Below are 19,388 nucleotides of genomic sequence, written 5' to 3'. Positions count from 1 at the left end.
CAAGGCTCGAATTCGCTTCGAGCCCCTTGACATCACAGCGCTTTCGGCAGAACGGCTGATGGACTTGTCATGGGCCGTTCATGGATTTGATTACCACCACCGCTGACCTTGCGGCTGCCTGCAGCCGGCTGGCCAAGCACCCCGTCATTACCGTCGATACCGAGTTCCTGCGCGAGACCACCTATTACCCGCTGCTGTGCGTGGTGCAGATGGCGAGCGCCGAGGAAGCGATCGTCATCGACACCCTGGCCGCCGGCATCGACCTCAAGCCGTTCTTCGAGCTGATGGCCAATGAGGCCGTGCTGAAGGTGTTCCACGCCGCCCGCCAGGACATCGAGATCATCTGGCATCAGGCGGGCATCATCCCGCACCCCGTGTTCGACACCCAGGTCGCGGCCATGGTGCTCGGCTACGGCGACAGCATCGCCTACGACGCGCTGGTCGAGAAGGTCACCGGGCACCGCCCGGACAAGACTCATCGCTTCACCGACTGGTCGCGCCGGCCGCTGACCAAGGAGCAGATGCACTACGCCGTGTCCGACGTCACGCATCTGCGCGACGTGTTCGCAGCGCTCGATGCCGACCTCAAGAAGCGCCGGCGCAGCGAATGGGTCTCGATCGAGATGGAGGTCCTGACCTCGCCCAAGACCTACGACTTCCACCCCGAGCGCGCCTGGGAACGGCTCAAGACGCGGGTGCGCAAGCCCAAGGACCTCGCAGTCCTGATGGAGGTCGCCGCCTGGCGCGAGCAGGAGGCGCAGAGCCGCGACGTGCCGCGCGGCCGCGTGCTGCGCGACGAGGCCGTCAGCGACATCGCCACCCACGCGCCGAATACGATCGAGAAGCTCGCAAACCTGCGCTCGGTGCCGAAGGGTTTTGAGAAATCCAAATGGGGCGCCGATATCGTCGCCGCGGTCGAGCGCGGGCTGGCGCGGGATCACGCCACGCTGCCGAAGCTGGAAAAGCCGCGCAACAACAACAATGGCGCCGCGATCGTCGAGCTGTTGAAGGTGCTGCTGCGCATGACCGCGGAGCGCCATGCGGTCGCCAGCAAGGTGATTGCAACCGTCGACGATCTCGAGGAGATCGCGGCCGACGACGAGGCCGACGTGCCGGCGCTACGCGGCTGGCGCCGCGAGCTGTTCGGCGAGGCCGCACTGAAACTGAAGCGCGGTGAGCTGGCGCTGGCGGTGGAGAAAGGCCGCGTGATCGGGGTTCAGCGGGCGGAATAGGCCGCCATCCCTCCACAACGTCGTGCCCATTACTCCAGACAAGAGTTTGGCGAAGACTCGTCGTTCGGGACTACTATCACCCGTCTCGCTAGATCGCGCGGTATGGGTCCTGGCTTTCGCCAGGACGACACCGAGAGTGTGGTGAGACGCTCCGCTCGCGTTGAAACGCTTCCCTTACGCCGGCGTCAGCTTCGCCACTTCCGGCTTCATGTCGTCCAGCACACCTGAAATCGCCGCAACCAGCTCGTCGATCTGGGCCTTGGTGACGATCAGCGGCGGGCAGATGGCGATGGCGTCGAGCATGTTGCGCGAGATCACGCCGCGCTCCTGCAGCATGCGGCTGGCCATGCCGCCGACGGCGCCCGGCGTTGCCGCTGCGGTCTTGCGTGCCTTGTCCAGCACCAGTTCGATCGCGGCGATCATCCCGACACCGCGGACCTCGCCGACCAGCGGATGGCTGGTGAGTTCACGCAGCTTGCCTTGCATGTAGCCACCGAGCTCGGCGGCATGCGCAACGAGGCCCCGCTCCTCGATGATTTTCAAATTCTCCAGCGCAATCGCCGACCCGACCGGATGGCCGCCCGCGGTGAAGCCGTGGCCGAGCACGCCGATCTTGTTGCTCTCATCGGCGATCGGCTCGAACATGCGATCGTTCATCATGATGGCTGACAGCGGGAAATAGCTCGAGGTTATCTGCTTGGAGACCACGATCGCGTCGGGCTTGATGCCGTAGGTTTCGCAGCCGAACATCTTGCCGGTGCGGCCGAAGCCGCAGATGACCTCGTCGGCGACCAACAGGATGTCGTACTTGTTCAATACCTTCTGGATCTTGTCCCAATAGGTCGCCGGCGGCACGATGACGCCGCCCGCGCCCATCACCGGCTCGCCGAAGAACGCCGCGATCGTGTCCGGGCCTTCCTTCTGGATCAGCGCATCGAGCTCCTCGGCCCGCCGCGTCGCGAAGGCTTCCTCGCTCTCCCCGGGCGCGCCGTCCTTGTAGAAATGCGGCGAGCCCGTGTGCAGGATGTTCGGGAGCGGCAAGTCGAAAGAGCGGTGGTTGTTCGGCAGCCCGGTGAGGCTGGCGGACGCAATCGTGACGCCGTGATAGGCACGCATCCGGCTGATCACCTTCTTGCGCTGTGGCTGGCCGAGCGCATTGGAGCGATAGGCAATCAACTTCAGAACGGTGTCGTTGGCCTCCGAGCCGGAGTTGGTGAAGAAGACCTTGCTCATCGGCACCGGCGACAGCGCCACCAGCTTCTCGGCGAGATCAATCGAGGGCCCGTGCGATTTGGCGGAGAAGGTGTGATAGAACGGCAGCGCCTGCATCTGCTTGTGCGCGGCTTCGACCAGCCGCTTCTCGTTGAAGCCGAGCCCGACGCTCCACAGGCCCGCCATCGCCTCGAAATAGCGCTTGCCCGACGCGTCGAACACGTAAGGGCCCTCGCCGCGTTCGATCACCAGGGGACCGGCCTGCTGATGGGCGCGCGCGTTGGTGTAGGGATGGAGCTGATAGGCCACATCCCGGGCCTCTTGGGAATTGGGCAACATGGACATTTGCAGGCATCCTTGAAAGCGTCACGTCGCCGGCGCGGCCAGCGTCATCACTCGATGATCCAGCTCCTTGGCTATTGCCACCGCGCAAAACTTGCAACGTCAATTCGTCGGCAGCAAGCGCTCAGCAGCGTTGCACAAAGCCGCACATCGGGCAGCTGTCACGTCGCGCCGTCGTCATTTCCATCGCCATCGGCGGCAGCGGCCTCCCGCACCTCCACCAGCGCCATCGAGAGCAGATACACCGTCGTGGGCAGACCGAGACGGCGCGCCGCCTCGGCGGCACGCGACAGGTCGCTTGCCAGCTCCTCGAGCTGATCTCCCCGTGACAATGTCCCACTCCATCCGTCGATCGCGGCCGCCTACACCGCAACGGCGCCGCTGGTTCTGATCAGTTCGGCGCTGGACTGGATTGTAGCAAAATTCCCGATCACATTCACTACCGCATGCTTGTAGGCGGCAGCATCGCCTGTCCCCGGCTGCCGGCAGGCCACCGCGTCAGCCACCACCTGGAAGCGATGACTGCGGTGAAACCCGTCAATAGCGGTGGCCAGGACAGTTTCGTCCAGGGAAAAGCCCGCGAGCACGCAACGGACATTGCGGATATTGGACATGTAGTCCACAAAACGCGCCGAACTGTAGGCCGACGGCAGCGGATGCTCGAACGTCATTTCTCCCGGCCGCGGCTTCGCCTCCGCGATCCAATCGGTCAGCTTGGATGCCGGATTGAACCAGGCCGCCTGCGCGATGCGCTTCAGATGCATCACCGGCCAGAGATTGTCGCGCCAGAACGTCAACAGTTCCACGCAGCGCGCTGTCGCGGCGTCGCCATCGAGGATGACGTGGCGACGTCCGGGGGTCAGATATTCGACCTGGAGATCCGCGCAGACCAGGATCGGCGGATCGTCGGTGATGGAAACCAGCATGTTTTTGCGCGCAGCTGCACCAGTTTCAACGGCCAGCGAGCGCGACGTCCCGCAGCGGCGACGTCACGGCCCGTCCCGCCGAGGCGTCGAGCACGCCCGGCCGGTCCCAATCGCCCTCGGGTCGGATGATCACGTACGGATCGCTGTCCAGCGTAATGGCATCCGGGCCCGGTTCGATCTCCAGCAGCATTTCCGTGTAGGAGAAGTCGGAGAAAGTGATCTTGCGATTGTGGCCGAGCGGCTTGGCGCCGAAATGGGCCCAGAAATCGACCAGCCGATCCTGCGCCTGGCCGTAGATCTTGCGAAAGCCCTTGCGCTTCACATAGTCGACGCTCGCCTGCACCAGCTTGAACGAGACCCGCGAGCGCCGATATTGGTGCCGCACCGCAAGCCGTTCCACCTTGGCGAAATCGCCGAAGAACCGCACCCGCAGACAGCCCGCAGGCTCGTTGCCGACATAGCCGATGAAATGCGCGGCGACCATGTCGTTGCCGTCGAACTCCTCGTCGAACGGGCAATCCTGCTCGGCGAGATAGACGGCCGAGCGGATCGAGGTGACCAGCATGAGATCGCTGAGATCGCGTGCGAGGCGAATGGTGATCGCGCGGGAATCGGGCTTCGCGAGAGGAATCCTAGTACCGTGCATCTGCAAAACTCCTTGCTTGAATGATCGCGCCCGGCATGCGCATCGGCTGCCGATGCCAGGGCCGCTCGTAGCACCAGAGGTCGGGTTGGAAGCTTGGAACAGGCTCGAATCCTGTCGCCTTCATGATGTCGCGTCCGGCCACGGTTGACGGCTGCGCATAGCAATCCGCGTTGCGAAACCTTAGCTGCCTCAGATGAGCCGCGGCCTTGCCGAGACCGGCGACGCCGCGCCCCGTCGCCGCGATCGCCCAGATGTAGATGGCGGAAACGTCTTCCTTCGCGGACGCGAGATGGCGCGTCTCGGGCGCGGTGAGGCAGATCTCGTCGAGCAGCAGCGCATCATGCCCGCGATCGTTGAGAAACAGGAAGGCCATGCCGCCGACGAGGTTGCCCTTCCGGCTGAAAGTCAGGATGCTCTCGGGATCGAAGGCGAAATATTTTGCAAGCTCCGCCGCCCCGATCCGAACGCCCGGCACCAGCCGGTGGGCCAACTGCGAAAGCGCGGCGATTTCGGAAAATTGGGCGCGGCGGACGTCGACATCCGGACTGAGCGGCAGCGCGTCGAAATCATGCCTTGCGGCAAACGAGCCCCTTTCCATACCCATGTCACCCCTCTATCGTTCGCGGCTTTCGTGCCCCGCTATGACCAAGAGCTTAGCGGCTGGGGATCTGGCGTATGCAGCAGTTATTGCACCGGGGTGCTGCGATGATGCAGCACCGTGAAGAAGCCCTGGATATGTCCTGGGACGATTTGAAACTGTTTTTAGCTTGCGCAAAATATAAAAGTTTCCGCAACGCCGCCGAGGAGCTCGGGCTCACCTCCACCACCCTGATGCGCAGGATCGACCGGCTCGAAGAGAGCATCGACTGCAAGCTGTTCCTGCGCGACCAGAGCGGGCTCACGCTCAGCGACGAAGGCAGCGCGATGATCGCCGACGTCGCGCATATGGAGCGTCATGCCTTCAACGTGTTCCGGCGTGCTTCGCGATCGTCGAACGACATGTCAGGCACCGTGCGCGTCGCGGTGACGGAAGGCCCCGGCAATTTCTGGATCCTGCCGCGACTGATCGACTTCCAGAAGACATATCGCAAGATCACCGTCGATCTGCGCTGCGCGATGGAACAGGCCGACGTCGCGCGGCTCGAATCCGATATCGCGATCCAGCTCGAGCCGCCGACCAATCCCGATCTGATCGTCGCCAAGCTCGGCCGGCTGCACATCTATCCCTTCGTCTCCAAGGAGTACGAAAACCTCTACGGCGTGCCCGCGACCCTGGCCGAGCTGAAGAACCACCGCATCATCAAGCAGAGCGCCCCGCAGGTCGACGACGGCGCCTACGCCCGCGTGCTCGGACTGAAGTCGCTGGAGGGCATCGTCGGGATCAAGACCAATTCCTCGGTCGGCGTGCTCTATGCGGTGGAGCGCGGCGCCGGCATCGGGTTCCTGCCGACGGTCTCGATCGCGCTCGGCGCCCCGCTCGTTGCCGTCGATCTCGGCGTCAGCCACCACGCCGATCTCTGGCTCACCTATCACAAGGAGTTCCGCGCCTCCGAGCGCCACAAGATCGTGGTCGATTGGCTGAAGAAGATCTTCGATCCCAAGATCCATCCCTGTTTCCGCGACGAGTTCATCCATCCGAACGCGCTGGCGCCAATGATGACGGCCGCGCGCGAGGGCTTTGGATTGACGGGTTATGTCGCGGCGATGCCGACTTAAAGCTTGAACATGATCTCTTCGGAAAACCGCTTCGCAGTTTTCCAGATCCGGCTCTGGGCGGACGTGGGCAGGCTTCGCCTCACCACCGATATTCGAAGCCGACCGTGCCCTGGTGCGACGTCAGCTCGCTGCGGAACTTGCCGTCGTAGTTGACGTAGAGCCGCGCCGTGTTGGTCAGACTGAGCGAGGCCGAGGCGCCGGCATCCATGCCGTAGCGGCTCTCGCCGATCCCGGGCACGACGATGCTCTGGGTCCCGAGGCTGACCTGCACCGATCCCAGGTTCTGATGGAAATTGTCCACGAACTTGCCGTAGGCGGACAGGTCCAGGATCTTCTGGTCGAAGATGAAGTAGCGTCCGACCTCGGCTCCGATCATGACGCGCGCGCGAGAGAGCGCCGTCGAGCCGACATTGAGGGGATCGAGGCCGCCAACCTCCTGGAACGCGACGCTGGTGGCGCGGACATATTCCAGTGCGCCCTTGGGCACGATGCGCATCTGGTCCTTGGTCCAGTAATAGCTGATCTCGGTCAACGCGCCGTCGACTGCGGCGCGATAACCCGCGGTCGCAAGGCCGAGGCCGGTATCCCGGCTGGAGCGGACCTTGCCGAAACCGTGCACCAGCGCGAAAGCCCAGGTCCAGGGGCCCTTGTCGACGGAGCCACTGAAGCCGAGTTGAGTCAGGTCCAGCGTCGCGGACTGGAGCGCGAGCGGAACGTCGATGTCGGTGTGGCTCTGGTCGACGGAGAAGCCGAGATTGACGCCCGGTGCGAGCCGCGCGCCAAAGCCCGCGACACCGCCAAAGGTCTTCCGCTTGTCGCCGACAAAGTCTCCTTGCGCATCGGTCCGGACCGAGATGCCGTAGCCCTCGAACCAGGTGCGGTAGCGCGGATCTTCCGCGCTGGCCGATGCGCCGCCGCCGCCGGGATTGGTTCGGAACGCCCGGTTGACGCCGCCAGATGCCTGGTTGCCGAGCCGCTCCAGGAAGTTCGACCCGAGATTGAGCGCGCTGTTGCCGGCCGATTGGTCGTAATTGGTGGAAGTGGCCGACGGCGTGGGAGGCGGTGGCGGTGGCAGTGGCGGGGCGACCTGAGCGAGAACGGGAGCAGCCGTCGTCACCAAGCCAAGCACGATGGCACTCGCGACTTTGGCCGCCGTCCGACGAACCCGGTCTCCGCCAATCACCCGCCGCGTCCCGGAAAGCTGCAATGTGCAGCGCATGACGATGAATCCCAAAGCAAAATGGCGGCGCGCAAAAATGCAACACGCGCCACACTGCACGTGACGATTTGTGCTGAACTGCCCCCGAGGGTCAATCGGTCCAGACCTCATCGCCAAGGCGATTGCCCTCGATTGTGGTTCCCCGGCCACAGGTCGTAAATTGCAGATGACGGCACTCGGCCCGGACTTGAAATTCGCGCGCGGCTTGCTAACGGGCGATTTTCATGTTGCAATATCGGACACAATCGGAATTGGCCGCTCGACTGTGCGTTTCGCGACATTGAGACTCAAGACTCGAACAGACTACCGGAAGCCCGTTTGTGGCGTGGCACGCGAAAAGCGGCCGCGTCGTTTTTGTATCTAGCGGAGGAGACTGAGGATGCCGCAAAAGGGCACCGTCAAATGGTTCAACCCGACCAAGGGATATGGGTTCATCAAGCCGAACGGCAGTGACAAGGACGTCTTCGTCCACATCTCCGCCGTCGAGCGCGCCGGACTCTCCACCCTCAATGAAAACCAGGTGGTTGAATACGACCTCGTGGAGAACCGCGGCAAGGCATCCGCGGAGAACCTCAAGGTCTCCTGACTTCTCTCGCGGTCTGCGCGAGGGATCATGACGTTGCCCCCGGCTCTGCCGGGGGTTTTTGTTGGTGATGACGAAGTATTTCGCAGTGCGACGGCGCTTCACCGCACCAACGGCGCAACCAGAAAATTCTCCGACGGCCCGCTGCCCGCGGTCTTGCACACATCGCCCTCGATCCGGACCTTGCCGGTCGCGAGCAGGCTCAGCGCTGCGGGATAGATGCGGTGCTCGACTTCGAGGATACGCTCCGACAGCGTGTTCGCCGTGTCGTGGTCGCTGACGGGAACCGCGCCCTGCATCACGATTGGGCCGGCGTCGGTCTCGGGGATCACGAAGTGCACCGTTGCGCCGGACAGCTTGACGCCGGCGCGCAAGGCTTGGCCGTGTGGGTCGAGACCGGGGAACGACGGCAGCAGCGAGGGATGGATGTTGAGCATCCGCCCGTACCAGGCCTTGGTGAATTCGGCCGTGAACAGCCGCATGAAACCGCCGAGACAGATCAGCTGGATGCCGTGCTGATCGAGCGCTGATTGCAGCAACTTCTCGAAGCCGGCGCGGTCCTTGCCGAACGGCTTGCTTTCGATCACCAGCGTCTTCACGCCGCTCGCTTTGGCCCTTTCCAGCCCCTGCGCGTCGGCCTTGTTCGAGATGACGAGCGAAATTTCCGCCGGGAAATCCGCAGCAGCAGCGGCCCCGATCAGCGCGGACATGTTGGAGCCGCGACCGGAGATCAGGATGGCGACGCGGCGTTTCATCAAAGCGCCAGATCGAGGTGGCCGTTATAGATGACGCGGTGCTCGCCCTCAGCCGGGATCACGGTACCGAGCTGTGCGACGGTCTCACCGGCGTCAGTGAAGACCTCCACGACCTCGTCGACCTTGTCCGGCTCGACGATCGCGATCATGCCGATCCCGCAATTGAAGGTCCGCAGCATTTCGAGCTCGGCGATGCCGGCTTGGGCTGCCAGCCATTTGAACACCGGCAGCACCGGCAGGCGCGCCAGATCGATACCGACACCGAGATGGTTCGGCAGCACGCGCGGAATGTTGTCGGTGAAGCCGCCGCCGGTGATGTGGGCAAGCCCCTTCACCGCGCCGGTCTCGCGAATCGCGCGCAGGCAGGATTTGACATAGAGCCGCGTCGGCGTCAGCAGCGCGCCGCCGAGCGTCATGACAGGCGCAAACGGCGCCTGCGCCCCGAAGCCGAGGCCGGATTGTTCCACGATCTTCCGCACCAGCGAGAAACCGTTGGAGTGCACACCCGACGAGGCGAGCCCGATCACGGCATCGCCGGCGGCGATGTCCTTGCGCGGCAAGAGCGTGCCCCGCTCCGCGGCGCCGACGGCAAAGCCGCCGAGGTCGTAGTCGCCGTCCTTGTAGAGGCCGGGCATCTCGGCCGTCTCGCCGCCGATCAGGGCGCAGCCGGATTCGCGGCAGCCTTCGGCGACACCGGCGACGATCGATGCGGTCGCCTCCGGATCGAGCTTGCCGCAGGCAAAATAGTCCAGGAAGAACAGCGGCTCGGCGCCCTGCACCACGAGGTCGTTGACACTCATGGCGACGAGGTCGATGCCGATCCCGCCATGCAGGCCGGTCTCGATCGCGATCTTGACCTTGGTGCCAACGCCATCGGTCGCGGCCACCAGGATGGGATCCTTGAAACCGGCCGCCTTGAGGTCGAACAGGCCGCCGAATCCGCCGATTTCGGCGTCGGCGCCGGCCCGCGCGGTTGCGCGCACCATTGGCTTGATCAGGTCGACCAGGCGGTTGCCCGCGTCGATATCGACGCCTGAATCAGCGTAAGTGAGGCCGTTTTTCCGGTCGGTCATGCCCGATTTCCAGTGGGTTTGCGGCTGGTTACGTCGAATTCCGGGGACGCGCAATGGCTCGCATGGCGCGTCTCCGTATACTATGTAGAGATATCAACCGGTTCAGCCTCCAAAGGGCCGAATTCGAGGTCAGGCCGGGTGCCGGGAAGCGCCGTGTGAGTATACCGAACATCATTACTTTGGGCCGCATCATGCTGGTCCCGATCATCGTCTGGGCCATCGTGTCGAGCCAAATGGAGGTGGCGTTCGCCGTCTTCCTGATCGCCGGCATCAGCGACGCGGTCGACGGCTTCCTTGCCAAGCGCTTCAACATGACGAGCGAGCTCGGCGCCTTGCTCGACCCGCTCGCCGACAAGGCGCTGCTGGTCTCGATCTACATGGCCTTGGGCATCTGGGGCGCGATTCCGCGCTGGATCGTCATCCTAGTGGTCTCGCGCGACATCATGATCGTCGCCGCCGTGATCATATCGTGGCTGTTCGACCGCCCTGTGGAGATGAAGCCTTCGAAGGTATCCAAGCTAAACACTGTGGCCCAGGTGGCGTTCGCAGCGCTGGTGCTGGCCGCCCTCGCCTTCGGCTTCAAAGCCGGTCCTTATGATATCATCCTGATGGGCCTCGTAACGGTCTTCACGCTCTCCTCCGTGTCGCTCTATCTCGTTGAGTGGTTGCGGCACATGAGCACGATCGAGGCCAAGTGAGTTGGGAAGCGGCCCCGTAAAAGGCCAACTCCCGCTCGATGAAGTCGCATCTCGTCAAACGAAGCCGGCACGCCGGCATGGAGCAAAGCAAGCGTGCCAGGCCGCGTTCATCCCCGACAATTGGCGTTTTCGCTTCCGCATGCGGAGAGCCTGAGCCGGGACAATTTCCTCGAAGGCCCCGTTAATGCCGCCGGTCTTGCCCTCATCGACGCCTGGCCGGAATGGCCGAACCGGATCATGTGGCTGGCCGGCCCGGAAGGAAGCGGCAAGAGCCATCTCGCCGCGATCTGGGCCGAGGCTTCAGGCGCCCGCTCGACCACGGCCAATGGGCTGACCGCCGAAGCCGTCCCGGCCGCGCTCGCCACCGGCGCGCTGGTGGTCGAGGACCCCAAGGCCAGGGAATTCGACGAGCGCGCCCTGTTCCATCTGATGAATCTGGCGCGCGAGGACGGCGCCTACGTCCTCTTCACCGGACGCGAGGCGCCCGCTTCTCTTGAGATCGAGCTTGCCGACCTGCGCTCGCGGCTCCGCGCCGTCCCTGTTATCTCGCTGCTGCCGCCTGACGACCAGCTCTTCCGCGGCCTGATCGTCAAATTCTGCGCCGACCGCCAGCTCGCGGTGGACGAGAGCGTGGTCGGCTACCTCGCCACTCGCCTGGAGCGGTCCTCGGCCGCCGCCCGACGGGCTGTCGACCTGCTGGACACCGAGGCCCTGCGCCTTGGCCGTCCCGTCACCCGGGCCCTGGCAGCCGAGCTGCTCCGGGATGTCTGACCAAGGCGGCTTGACGCGGCCGGGCGGCGGAACATCAATGTCATCGAAACGTCATCGCTCTAACACATGCTCCCGCGGATTTTGCGCGTAAGTCGCAAATTGGGGCGAACTGGATGGATCGACTTCTGATGGACTCTGCGCAAGCTGTTGAAGTTAAAGAAAAAGCCCCGGAAGCCGAAGGCCCGCCGGCGATCGCATCGAGCCCCGAGCGGTTCATCAATCGCGAGCTCTCTTGGCTGCACTTCAACCGCCGCGTCCTGGAGGAATCGGTCAATCCCAGCCACCCCATGCTGGAGCGGGTGCGATTCCTGTCGATTTCAGCGAATAACCTCGACGAGTTCTTCATGGTCCGCGTCGCCGGCATCAAGGCCCAGGTGCGCGAGGGCATTGCCGAGCGCAGCCCCGACGGTCTGACCCCGTCCGAGCAGCTCGCGCTCATCAACCGGACCGTCTCGCAGCTTGCGTCCGACCAGCAGGCGATCTGGCGCGACCTGCGCGGCACGCTTGCCGGCGAGGGCATCGTGCTGGTCGAGGGCAAGGAGGTCACCAAGGCGGAACGAACCTGGATCGAGGACTACTTCCTCAGCAACGTGTTCCCGCTGCTGACGCCGCTCGCGATCGACCCGGCCCACCCCTTCCCGTTCATTCCGAGCCTCGGCTTCACCATCGCGCTCCAGCTCACGCGCGCCGCCGACGGCAAGCAGATGAACGCGTTGATCCGCATGCCCGGCAAGATCGACCGCTTCATCCGCCTGCCGGCCGAGGGCAAGGTCGTCCGGCTGATCTCCCTGGAGCAGGCCACCGCTCTGTTCATCAACCGCCTGTTCCCCGGCTACAATCTGCACGGCCAGGGCGCATTCCGCGTCCTCCGCGACTCCGAACTCGAAATCGAGGAAGAGGCCGAGGATCTCGTCCGCCTGTTCGAGACGGCGCTGAAGCGCCGTCGCCGCGGCTCCGTGATCCGACTCGAGATCGACGCCAAGATGCCGGAACAGCTGCGCAGCTTCGTGCAGCACGCGCTGTCGACCGCCGACGACGAGGTGTTCCTGGTCGACGGCGTGCTCGCCATGAACGAGCTCTCGCAGCTCACCCGCCTCGACCGGCCCGACCTGGAATTCACCCCTTATGTGCCGCGCCATCCCGAGCGCGTGCGCGAGCAAGGCGGCGACATCTTCGCTGCGATCCGACAGAAGGACCTCGTCGTCCATCACCCCTACGAATCCTTCGACGTCGTGGTGCAGTTTCTCCAGCAGGCCACGCGCGACCCCGACGTCGTCGCCATCAAGCAGACGCTCTACCGCACCTCCAGCAACTCGCCGATCGTGCGTGCGCTCGTGGAAGCCGCCGAAGCCGGCAAATCCGTCACCGCGCTGATCGAGCTGAAGGCCCGCTTCGACGAGGAAGCCAACATCCGCTGGGCGCGCGACCTCGAACGCGCCGGCGTGCAGGTCGTCTACGGCTTCCTCGAACTGAAGACGCACGCGAAACTCTCGATGGTGGTGCGCCGCGAGGGCGGCAGCCTCACGACCTACGTCCACACCGGCACCGGCAACTACCACCCGGTGACCGCGCGCATCTACACCGACCTCTCCTACTTCACCTCGGAGCCGACCATCGGCCGCGACGCCGCGCGCGTGTTCAACTTCATCACCGGCTATGCCGCGCCGAGCGATCTGGAAAAGATGGCGGTCTCGCCGCTGACCTTGCGCAAGCGCATCATCGAGCACATCCAGGGCGAGACCGCGCATGCGCGGCACGGCCGGCCTGGTGCGATCTGGATGAAAATGAACGCGCTGGTCGACCCCGACATCATCGACGCGCTCTACGAGGCCTCACAGGCCGGCGTGCAGGTCGAACTCGTGGTGCGCGGTATCTGCTGCCTGCGACCCGGCATTCCCGGACTGTCGGAGAACATTCGCGTCAAGTCGATCATCGGACGATTCCTCGAACACGGCCGAATCTACTGTTTCGGCATGGGCCAAGGCCTGCCGAGCGCGAAAGCGGCTGTGTATATCTCCTCGGCCGACATGATGCCGCGCAACCTCGACCGCCGCGTCGAGGTGCTGTGTCCGCTGCAAAATCCCACGGTGCATCAGCAGGTTCTCGAACAGATCATGGTCGCGAATCTCAAGGACAATGAACAGAGCTGGCAATTGTTGCCGGACGGGTCCTCAACGCGTATGAAGACCGCGAAGGGCGAGGAGCCTTTCAACGTCCACAACTACTTCATGACAAATCCGAGTCTGTCTGGCCGTGGTAAGTCGCTCAAGGAATCCTCGCCGCGCCGCCTCACGCGCCGTAATGAACGTCATCAATCCTGATCCGGGATCGTCGACGTGAAGCGGCCGCGCAAGCGCGGCTCGAGCGTCGCCGTCATCGACATCGGCTCCAACTCGGTCCGTCTCGTCGTCTACGAGGGACTGACGCGGAGCCTCATTCCGATCTTCAACGAGAAGACGCTGTGCGGGCTCGGCCGCGAGGTGCAGAGCACCGGCTTGCTTGCGCCCGACGCCGTCGACAAGGCGCTGACCTCGCTCAAGCGCTTCCGTGCGCTGTGCCGGGTGATGCAGGTCGGACGGGTGTTTGCGATTGCGACCGCCGCCTGCCGCGACGCCTCTAACGGCGCCGACTTCATCGCGAAAGCCGAGCGCATCTGCGCGGTGAAGATCGAGATCCTGTCGGGCCCGCGCGAGGCGCGGCTGTCGGCGCTCGGCGTGATCTCCGGCATTCACCATCCCGACGGCATCGTCGGCGACCTCGGCGGCGGCTCGCTCGAACTGATCGATGTGCGCAAAAACACCGTGCGCAGCGGCGTGACGCTGCCACTCGGCGGCCTCGCACTGCAGGACCTCGCGCATAAATCCCTGAAACGCGCCGACCGCATCGTGCGCGAAGCGCTCGACGGGGTGCCACAGCTCAAGGCAGGGAGCGGCCGCAGCTTCTACGCCGTCGGCGGCACCTGGCGCGCGCTTGCGCGCATCCACATCATCCAGAGCGGCTATCCGCTCCAAGTGATGCACGGCTATTCGATTTCGGCGGCCGAGGCGCTCGATTTTTCGCGTCGTCTCCGCCGGCTTGCGGCCGCCGGCATGCTCGCCGACATCGAGATCGTTGCCGATGCCCGGCGCCCGCTCCTCACCTATGCCGCACTGGTGCTCGAGCACATCATTCGGGTGGCGAAGCCGAAGACCATCGTGTTCTCGACCTTCGGCGTGCGCGAGGGCCTGCTGCACGAGAAGCTGCCGGAGTCCGAACGCAACAAGGACGGACTGATCTGCGCGGCCGAGGAGCTGAACCAGCTGCTGTCACGTTCGGCAAAGCACGCGCGCGAGCTGATCGCCTGGACCGACCGCCTCGCGCGCGTGGTGAAGCTGCGCGAGACCGAGGAGGACCGCCGTCTGCGCCACGCCGCGTGCCTGCTGTCCGACATCGGCTGGCGCGTGCATCCCGACCATCGCGGCGAGCAGACGCTGAGCCTCGTCGTCAACGGCAATTTCGGCGCGATCACCCACACCGAGCGCGCCTTCGTCGGGTTGTCCGTGTTCTATCGCTATGCGGGGCTCAGCGAGGAGAACCAGCCGCCGGTCGCCATGCAGGAGCTTCTGACGCCGGCGCAGCTCGAACGCGCCCGCCTGCTGGGCGCGGCCTTCCGCGTCGCGCATCTGATCTCGGCGGCGCGCCCGGGCGTGTTGCCTGCGACGCATTTCCGCAGCGTGGGCCGCCAGCTGTTGCTGGTGTTCGAGCACCGCCTCGGCGATCTCGTCGCGGACCGCGTCGGCAGCCGCTTCCGCGCGCTCGCCCGGCTGATCAACCGCGCCGGCTCCATCGTGCGGCGCTAGCGCATGATCCGGAAAAACGTGAAGCGTTTTTCCGGAAAGATCATGCTCGAAAGATAAGCCTATTCCGCCGAGGCCTTGGCGTGGCGCTCGGATGATTCCAGCGCGGCCGCGCTCATGCTGCGTCGGCGCCAGATGGAGCCGACGACCAGCACGACGACGACGCCGAGAGCTGCGCAGAGATATTCGCCGCCTCCGCCGCCATGGGCGAATTGCGGCGGGATGCGCAAGGCGCCGAGCATGTTGTCCAGCGAGGCGCCGAACGGACCGTCGAACAGCGTGTGCAGCCTCGGCGCGATGCCGGGATCGGTCGCGATCACCTCGCCCGCGATCCAGCCGAGCAGCGCCGCGCCGGCCCACACCAGGACCGGGAGCTTTGCGAGCAGCGCCATGATCAGCGCCGCACCGGCGACGATCAAGGGCACGCTGATGGCAAGGCCGAGCACCAGCAGGGGCGCACTGCCATTGGCGGCCGCGGCCACCGCAATGACGTTGTCCAGGCTCATGACGATGTCGGCGACGACCACGATCTGCACGGCCTGCCACAGATGCGAAGCCGACTCGACGCCGTCCTCGTCCTCCTGTTCCGGCACCAGCAGCTTTGCCGCAATCACGATCAGCGCAAGACCGCCGACCAGCTTGAGGTACGGCAGCTCCATCAGGCTCGCGACGATGCCCGTGAAGATGATCCGCAGCAGCACCGCCGCGCCGGCACCGAGGATCATGCCCCACAGCCGATGCCGCGGCTTGAGGCCGCGGCAGGCGAGCGCGATCACCAGCGCATTGTCGCCGGACAAGAGGATGTTGATCCAGATGATCTTGCCGACCGCGACCCAGAAGGTCGGTTCGGCCATCTCAACGCGGAACTGGGTGAAGAATGCCCCGATCGTAGCGGGATCGAAGATCTGCCAGAGCCAGTTCACACTACGTCCTTTCCGCCGCGTCTCGTTACCTTATCGGCCGACGGATCAGCCGACGATCTCGTTGCCCGAGAAGAACTGCGCGATCTCGATCGCGGCGGTTTCCGGCGCATCCGAACCGTGCGCGGAGTTCTCGCCGATCGACTTTGCGTAGAGCTTGCGGATGGTGCCGTCAGCCGCCTTGGACGGATCGGTCGCCCCCATCACGTCGCGATACTTGGAGACGGCACCCTCGCCTTCCAGCACCTGGACCACCACGGGGCCCGAGGTCATGAAGTCCACGAGCTCACCGAAGAAGGGGCGCGCCTTGTGGACCGCATAGAAGGTCTCGGCCTGTTCCTTGGTCATGCGGATGCGCTTCTGCGCGACGATGCGCAGGCCCGCCTTCTCGATCACGGCGTTAACCGCACCGGTAAGGTTACGCGCGGTGGCGTCGGGCTTGATGATCGAGAAGGTGCGTTCGATGGCCATGATCTTGTCCTTGAAGAGAAAACGGTGGTTCGGAGTTGCCGGGCTTATATCGGCGCGTTCGCGATACGGCAAGCGACCGCCAAAACCGACTCGCGGGCGCTTCGCCGCAGGCCAAGTGCCCGAATTCCAACATGGATTACGACGATTTCACCCAAATGAACCCAATCTGAAGGCCTCGTCAGGGTTTGGTTCAGCCTCGCTCGGATAACCTCAGGTCCATCGAAACCAAAGCCTCTGCCCGAGGCGGACCGTTTCGGCGGCCTTTCCATCGACGCGATAGCCCCGCGCCGGCAGTTTTGAGGAGATCACCATGTTGAGGAAACTTTCGCTCGCCGCGGTCGCCGTGGTCGCGCTTGGTGCCGCGCTGGCGCCGACCTCCGCGTCCGCTCATTGGCATGGCGGCTGGGGTCATGGCGGCGGCGGTGGCTGGCATCACGGCTGGGGCGGACCGCGGTTCTATGCCGGCGGCCCCGTCTCCTACGGCTATGGCGGCTGCTATGTGCGCCGGCTGGTCCCGACCCCCTGGGGACCCCGCTGGCGGATGATCAACCGCTGCTACTGAGCCCGACAGCACCTTTCCAAAGCTACCTGAGCCCCAAGGTACCTTCCAAGCGAAACCCCGGCGTCCCCCAGCGCCGGGGTTTTGTATTCGGAGGGGGCCATTGCGCGGCTTCACACAATTTTTGCTAGAATGCCGCGCAATCGCCGCGAGTGGCGAAACCATTTGGGGGCCAAGGACTTGATACCGTGTCGCTTCTTTGAGAACACGGAACCCTGCGATGGTTAGCCTTTTCGCCGACGACAGCGAGCAAATCGAGCGGCGCACCAGCCGCTCGATCCGCGATGCGGTGGGCGAACGGCTCCAGCAGAGTCTGCGCCCCGAAGCCAGGCTACCGACGCACCTCGAGCAACTCCTCAATGAGCTGAAGCAGCGCGACCGCGATTCGCACTGAGTTGACGAGCACTGGCCCGTGGACACGGAAAAACGGGTTGCGTTTGATCGCGGGTGCGGTGACAAGGCCGCATGCTTGCCATCACCGACCTCTCCATCCGCCTCGCCGGACGCCTTCTGATTGACCAGAGTTCCGTGCAGATCACGCCAGGATCCCGCGTCGGCATGGTCGGTCGCAACGGCACCGGCAAATCGACCCTGTTCAAGGTGATCCGCGGCGAGCTCGCCGCCGAGCACGGCACGGTGAGCCTGCCGCCTCGCTGGCGCGTCGGCAGCCTCGCGCAGGAAGCCCCGAACGGCCCCGAGAGCCTGATTTCGGTCGTGCTCAAAGCCGACCTCGAACGCGACGCGCTGCTCACCGAGGCCGAGAGCGCGACCGACCCGCACCGGATCGCCGAGATCCAGACCCGGCTGGTCGACATCGACGCGCATTCGGCACCTAGCCGTGCCGCCGCCATCCTTTCCGGCCTCGGCTTCTCCGCCACCGACCAGCTCCGCCCCTGCGCCGAATTCTCCGGCGGCTGGCGCATGCGCGTTGCGCTCGCCGCAACGTTGTTCGCGGCTCCCGACCTGTTGCTGCTCGACGAGCCCACCAACTATCTCGACCTCGAAGGCACGCTGTGGCTGGAGGATCATCTCGCACATTATCCGCTCACCGTGATCGTGATCAGCCATGACCGCGACCTGCTGGAAAGCTCGGTCGACCAGATCCTGCATCTGGAACGCGGTAAGCTCACGCTTTACAAAGGCACCTACTCCTCCTTCGAGGAGCAGCGCGCCATGCGCGAGATGCTGGATGCCAAAGCGGTCAAGCGCCAGGAAGCCGAACGCGCGCGCCTGCAGGCCTTCGTCGACCGCTTCAAGGCCAAGGCCTCCAAAGCCCGGCAGGCGCAGTCACGCGTGAAAATGCTGGAGCGGCTGAAGCCGATCACGGCGCTGGTCACCCAGGACGTACGCGAGATCAGCTTTCCCGCGCCGGAGAAAATCCTGTCGCCGCCGATCATCGCCGCCGACAACGTCGTGGTCGGCTACGATCCGAATACGCCCGTGCTGAACCGCGTCACCTTGCGCGTCGACAATGACGACCGCATTGCGCTGCTCGGCTCCAACGGCAACGGCAAGTCGACCCTTGTGAAACTGCTCGCCGGCCGCCTCGCGCCATTCTCGGGCAAGGTGACGCGCGCGGACAAGCTGTCGATCGCCTATTTCGCGCAGCACCAGCTCGACGAACTGAACGAGGATGCCTCGACCTACGACCACGTCCGCAAGCTGATGGGCGAGGCGCCCGAAGCGAAAGTACGCGCCCGCGCCGGCGCCATCGGCTTTTCCGGCAAGGCGGCCGACACCAAGGTTGGAAAATTGTCGGGCGGCGAGAAGGCGCGCCTCCTGCTGGGACTTGCGACCTTTTTCGGCCCCAACATGATCATCCTGGACGAGCCGACCAACCATCTCGACATCGACAGCCGCGCAGCGCTCGCCGAAGCCATCAACGAATTCCCCGGCGCCGTCATCATGGTTTCGCACGATCGCTATCTGATCGAGTCCTGCGCTGATCAACTCTGGATCGTCGCCGACCGCACCGTGACCAATTACGACGGTGACCTCGACGAATATCGCCGCCTGGTGCTGTCCGCGCGCAATGGCGAGCCCGCCCCGCGCGAGCGCAGCGCCGCGAGCGAGAAGCCGCAGCGTCCGAGATCGGACAATCGCGGCTCGCTGAAGAAACGTATCGCGGAAGCCGAAACCGAGATCGCCCGCGTCAGCGCGATCATCAGCAAGATCGACACTGCGCTGGCCCTGCCCGACATCTTCACCCGCGACCCCAAGCAGGCCGCGCAACTGTCGAAAGCACGCGCCAATGCGGCCGACGCGCTGGTGCGCGCCGAGGAGCAGTGGCTCGAGGCGAGCACGCAGTTCGACGAGGCGGCGGGTTGAAGCCTCCACGACCGGGCCGACATCAAAATCGCAAAAACAACCCCATGCACAGTACCGGTATTTTGCTACCCGGTGATTAGCTGTTGAATGGGCTGGTCTTT

The 19,388-nt window shown here is 64.6% G+C and carries 20 protein-coding genes; 10 read left to right on the top strand and 10 right to left on the bottom strand.

From position 1 onward, the window contains the following. Positions 1–80: 80 nt before the first annotated feature. On the top strand, positions 81–1,232 hold the full coding sequence (rnd, locus tag IVB45_RS16135) for a ribonuclease D (protein WP_007591909.1): 1,152 nt from the start codon (positions 81–83) through the stop codon (positions 1,230–1,232). A 174-nt stretch (positions 1,233–1,406) separates the two neighbouring features. Here the strand turns inward: rnd and IVB45_RS16130 are convergent, their stop codons facing one another. From IVB45_RS16130 to IVB45_RS16110, 5 genes are all read right to left on the bottom strand, one after another. Next, positions 1,407–2,789 (bottom strand): aspartate aminotransferase family protein, encoded by a 1,383-nt coding sequence (locus IVB45_RS16130; RefSeq protein WP_027569703.1) that lies wholly within the window; start codon positions 2,787–2,789, stop codon positions 1,407–1,409. A gap of 158 nt (positions 2,790–2,947) precedes the next feature. Next, positions 2,948–3,118, bottom strand: a complete 171-nt coding sequence (locus IVB45_RS16125) for a hypothetical protein (RefSeq protein WP_197031195.1) — start codon at positions 3,116–3,118, stop codon at positions 2,948–2,950. A 30-nt stretch (positions 3,119–3,148) separates the two neighbouring features. Further along, positions 3,149–3,712 (bottom strand): isochorismatase family protein, encoded by a 564-nt coding sequence (locus IVB45_RS16120; protein WP_247360631.1) that lies wholly within the window; start codon positions 3,710–3,712, stop codon positions 3,149–3,151. 25 nt (positions 3,713–3,737) lie between these two features. Then, the gene (locus IVB45_RS16115; RefSeq protein WP_007591919.1) at positions 3,738–4,358 is read right to left on the bottom strand and encodes a GNAT family N-acetyltransferase; all 621 of its coding nucleotides are present in this window, start codon (positions 4,356–4,358) and stop codon (positions 3,738–3,740) included. Then, entirely contained in the window at positions 4,345–4,962 is a 618-nt protein-coding gene (locus tag IVB45_RS16110) for a hypothetical protein (protein WP_247286369.1), read from the bottom strand. Before IVB45_RS16110 ends, IVB45_RS16115 begins: the two co-directional genes overlap by 14 nt. A gap of 71 nt (positions 4,963–5,033) precedes the next feature. Here IVB45_RS16110 and IVB45_RS16105 point away from each other — a divergent pair, with 71 nt between their 5' ends. Further along, positions 5,034–6,074, top strand: coding sequence for a LysR family transcriptional regulator (locus IVB45_RS16105; RefSeq protein ID WP_027517562.1), 1,041 nt, complete (start codon positions 5,034–5,036; stop codon positions 6,072–6,074). 79 nt (positions 6,075–6,153) lie between these two features. Here IVB45_RS16105 and IVB45_RS16100 read toward each other — a convergent pair whose 3' ends face one another. Continuing rightward, complete coding sequence (locus IVB45_RS16100; RefSeq protein WP_247360629.1) at positions 6,154–7,293, bottom strand: autotransporter outer membrane beta-barrel domain-containing protein; 1,140 nt, start codon at positions 7,291–7,293, stop codon at positions 6,154–6,156. A 379-nt stretch (positions 7,294–7,672) separates the two neighbouring features. Here IVB45_RS16100 and IVB45_RS16095 point away from each other — a divergent pair, with 379 nt between their 5' ends. Next, entirely contained in the window at positions 7,673–7,879 is a 207-nt protein-coding gene (locus IVB45_RS16095) for a cold-shock protein (protein WP_007591938.1), read from the top strand. 98 nt (positions 7,880–7,977) lie between these two features. Here the strand turns inward: IVB45_RS16095 and purN are convergent, their stop codons facing one another. Then, positions 7,978–8,631 carry a phosphoribosylglycinamide formyltransferase gene (gene purN, locus IVB45_RS16090; protein WP_247360627.1) on the bottom strand — a complete coding sequence of 218 codons (654 nt, stop codon included), beginning with the start codon at positions 8,629–8,631 and terminating at the stop codon, positions 7,978–7,980. Further along, positions 8,631–9,704: a phosphoribosylformylglycinamidine cyclo-ligase gene (gene purM / locus IVB45_RS16085; protein WP_027569697.1), complete on the bottom strand. Its 1,074-nt coding sequence runs from the start codon at positions 9,702–9,704 to the stop codon at positions 8,631–8,633. The genes purN and purM overlap by 1 nt, the downstream gene beginning before the upstream one ends. Positions 9,705–9,859: 155 nt before the next feature. Between purM and IVB45_RS16080 the strand changes: the two genes are divergently transcribed. The 4 genes from IVB45_RS16080 to ppx all read left to right on the top strand — a co-directional run bounded on the left by IVB45_RS16080 (position 9,860) and on the right by ppx (position 15,012). Next, positions 9,860–10,402: a CDP-alcohol phosphatidyltransferase family protein gene (locus IVB45_RS16080; protein WP_027569696.1), complete on the top strand. Its 543-nt coding sequence runs from the start codon at positions 9,860–9,862 to the stop codon at positions 10,400–10,402. Between the two features lie 93 nt (positions 10,403–10,495). Further along, the gene (locus IVB45_RS16075; RefSeq protein ID WP_247286374.1) at positions 10,496–11,173 is read left to right on the top strand and encodes a DnaA/Hda family protein; all 678 of its coding nucleotides are present in this window, start codon (positions 10,496–10,498) and stop codon (positions 11,171–11,173) included. 128 nt (positions 11,174–11,301) lie between these two features. Beyond that, positions 11,302–13,494, top strand: coding sequence for an RNA degradosome polyphosphate kinase (locus IVB45_RS16070; RefSeq protein ID WP_247360703.1), 2,193 nt, complete (start codon positions 11,302–11,304; stop codon positions 13,492–13,494). 15 nt (positions 13,495–13,509) lie between these two features. Continuing rightward, positions 13,510–15,012: an exopolyphosphatase gene (gene ppx / locus IVB45_RS16065; protein WP_247360625.1), complete on the top strand. Its 1,503-nt coding sequence runs from the start codon at positions 13,510–13,512 to the stop codon at positions 15,010–15,012. Positions 15,013–15,071: 59 nt separating this feature from the next. Here the strand turns inward: ppx and IVB45_RS16060 are convergent, their stop codons facing one another. Both IVB45_RS16060 and ndk read right to left on the bottom strand, forming a co-directional pair. Beyond that, the gene (locus IVB45_RS16060) at positions 15,072–15,932 is read right to left on the bottom strand and encodes a TerC family protein (RefSeq protein WP_027569692.1); all 861 of its coding nucleotides are present in this window, start codon (positions 15,930–15,932) and stop codon (positions 15,072–15,074) included. Positions 15,933–15,977: 45 nt separating this feature from the next. Further along, entirely contained in the window at positions 15,978–16,400 is a 423-nt protein-coding gene (gene ndk, locus IVB45_RS16055; RefSeq protein WP_007591953.1) for a nucleoside-diphosphate kinase, read from the bottom strand. A 310-nt stretch (positions 16,401–16,710) separates the two neighbouring features. Here ndk and IVB45_RS16050 point away from each other — a divergent pair, with 310 nt between their 5' ends. From IVB45_RS16050 to IVB45_RS16040, 3 genes are all read left to right on the top strand, one after another. After that, positions 16,711–16,962, top strand: a complete 252-nt coding sequence (locus IVB45_RS16050; RefSeq protein WP_247360624.1) for a sulfur globule protein precursor — start codon at positions 16,711–16,713, stop codon at positions 16,960–16,962. 217 nt (positions 16,963–17,179) lie between these two features. After that, entirely contained in the window at positions 17,180–17,353 is a 174-nt protein-coding gene (locus IVB45_RS16045) for a hypothetical protein (RefSeq protein WP_247360622.1), read from the top strand. Positions 17,354–17,424: 71 nt separating this feature from the next. Beyond that, positions 17,425–19,287, top strand: coding sequence for an ABC-F family ATP-binding cassette domain-containing protein (locus IVB45_RS16040; protein WP_247360620.1), 1,863 nt, complete (start codon positions 17,425–17,427; stop codon positions 19,285–19,287). Positions 19,288–19,388 lie beyond the last annotated feature (101 nt).

This window comes from Bradyrhizobium sp. 4 (assembly GCF_023100905.1).
Lineage (GTDB): Bacteria > Pseudomonadota > Alphaproteobacteria > Rhizobiales > Xanthobacteraceae > Bradyrhizobium.
The sequence above is the reverse complement of the archived record's forward strand: the minus strand, read 5'-3'. Positions and strand labels throughout refer to the sequence as shown.

Bases quoted from the DNA above. Each gene is read 5' to 3' on its own strand.
- rnd (WP_007591909.1), top strand. From the start codon at position 81: ATGGATTTGATTACCACCACCGCTGACCTTGCGGCTGCCTGCAGCCGG.
- IVB45_RS16130 (WP_027569703.1), bottom strand. From the start codon at position 2,789: ATGTCCATGTTGCCCAATTCCCAAGAGGCCCGGGATGTGGCCTATCAG.
- IVB45_RS16120 (WP_247360631.1), bottom strand. From the start codon at position 3,712: ATGCTGGTTTCCATCACCGACGATCCGCCGATCCTGGTCTGCGCGGAT.
- IVB45_RS16115 (WP_007591919.1), bottom strand. From the start codon at position 4,358: ATGCACGGTACTAGGATTCCTCTCGCGAAGCCCGATTCCCGCGCGATC.
- IVB45_RS16110 (WP_247286369.1), bottom strand. From the start codon at position 4,962: ATGGGTATGGAAAGGGGCTCGTTTGCCGCAAGGCATGATTTCGACGCG.
- IVB45_RS16105 (WP_027517562.1), top strand. From the start codon at position 5,034: ATGCAGCAGTTATTGCACCGGGGTGCTGCGATGATGCAGCACCGTGAA.
- IVB45_RS16100 (WP_247360629.1), bottom strand. From the start codon at position 7,293: ATGCGCTGCACATTGCAGCTTTCCGGGACGCGGCGGGTGATTGGCGGA.
- IVB45_RS16095 (WP_007591938.1), top strand. From the start codon at position 7,673: ATGCCGCAAAAGGGCACCGTCAAATGGTTCAACCCGACCAAGGGATAT.
- purN (WP_247360627.1), bottom strand. From the start codon at position 8,631: ATGAAACGCCGCGTCGCCATCCTGATCTCCGGTCGCGGCTCCAACATG.
- purM (WP_027569697.1), bottom strand. From the start codon at position 9,704: ATGACCGACCGGAAAAACGGCCTCACTTACGCTGATTCAGGCGTCGAT.
- IVB45_RS16070 (WP_247360703.1), top strand. From the start codon at position 11,302: ATGGACTCTGCGCAAGCTGTTGAAGTTAAAGAAAAAGCCCCGGAAGCC.
- ndk (WP_007591953.1), bottom strand. From the start codon at position 16,400: ATGGCCATCGAACGCACCTTCTCGATCATCAAGCCCGACGCCACCGCG.
- IVB45_RS16050 (WP_247360624.1), top strand. From the start codon at position 16,711: ATGTTGAGGAAACTTTCGCTCGCCGCGGTCGCCGTGGTCGCGCTTGGT.
- IVB45_RS16045 (WP_247360622.1), top strand. From the start codon at position 17,180: ATGGTTAGCCTTTTCGCCGACGACAGCGAGCAAATCGAGCGGCGCACC.
- IVB45_RS16040 (WP_247360620.1), top strand. From the start codon at position 17,425: ATGCTTGCCATCACCGACCTCTCCATCCGCCTCGCCGGACGCCTTCTG.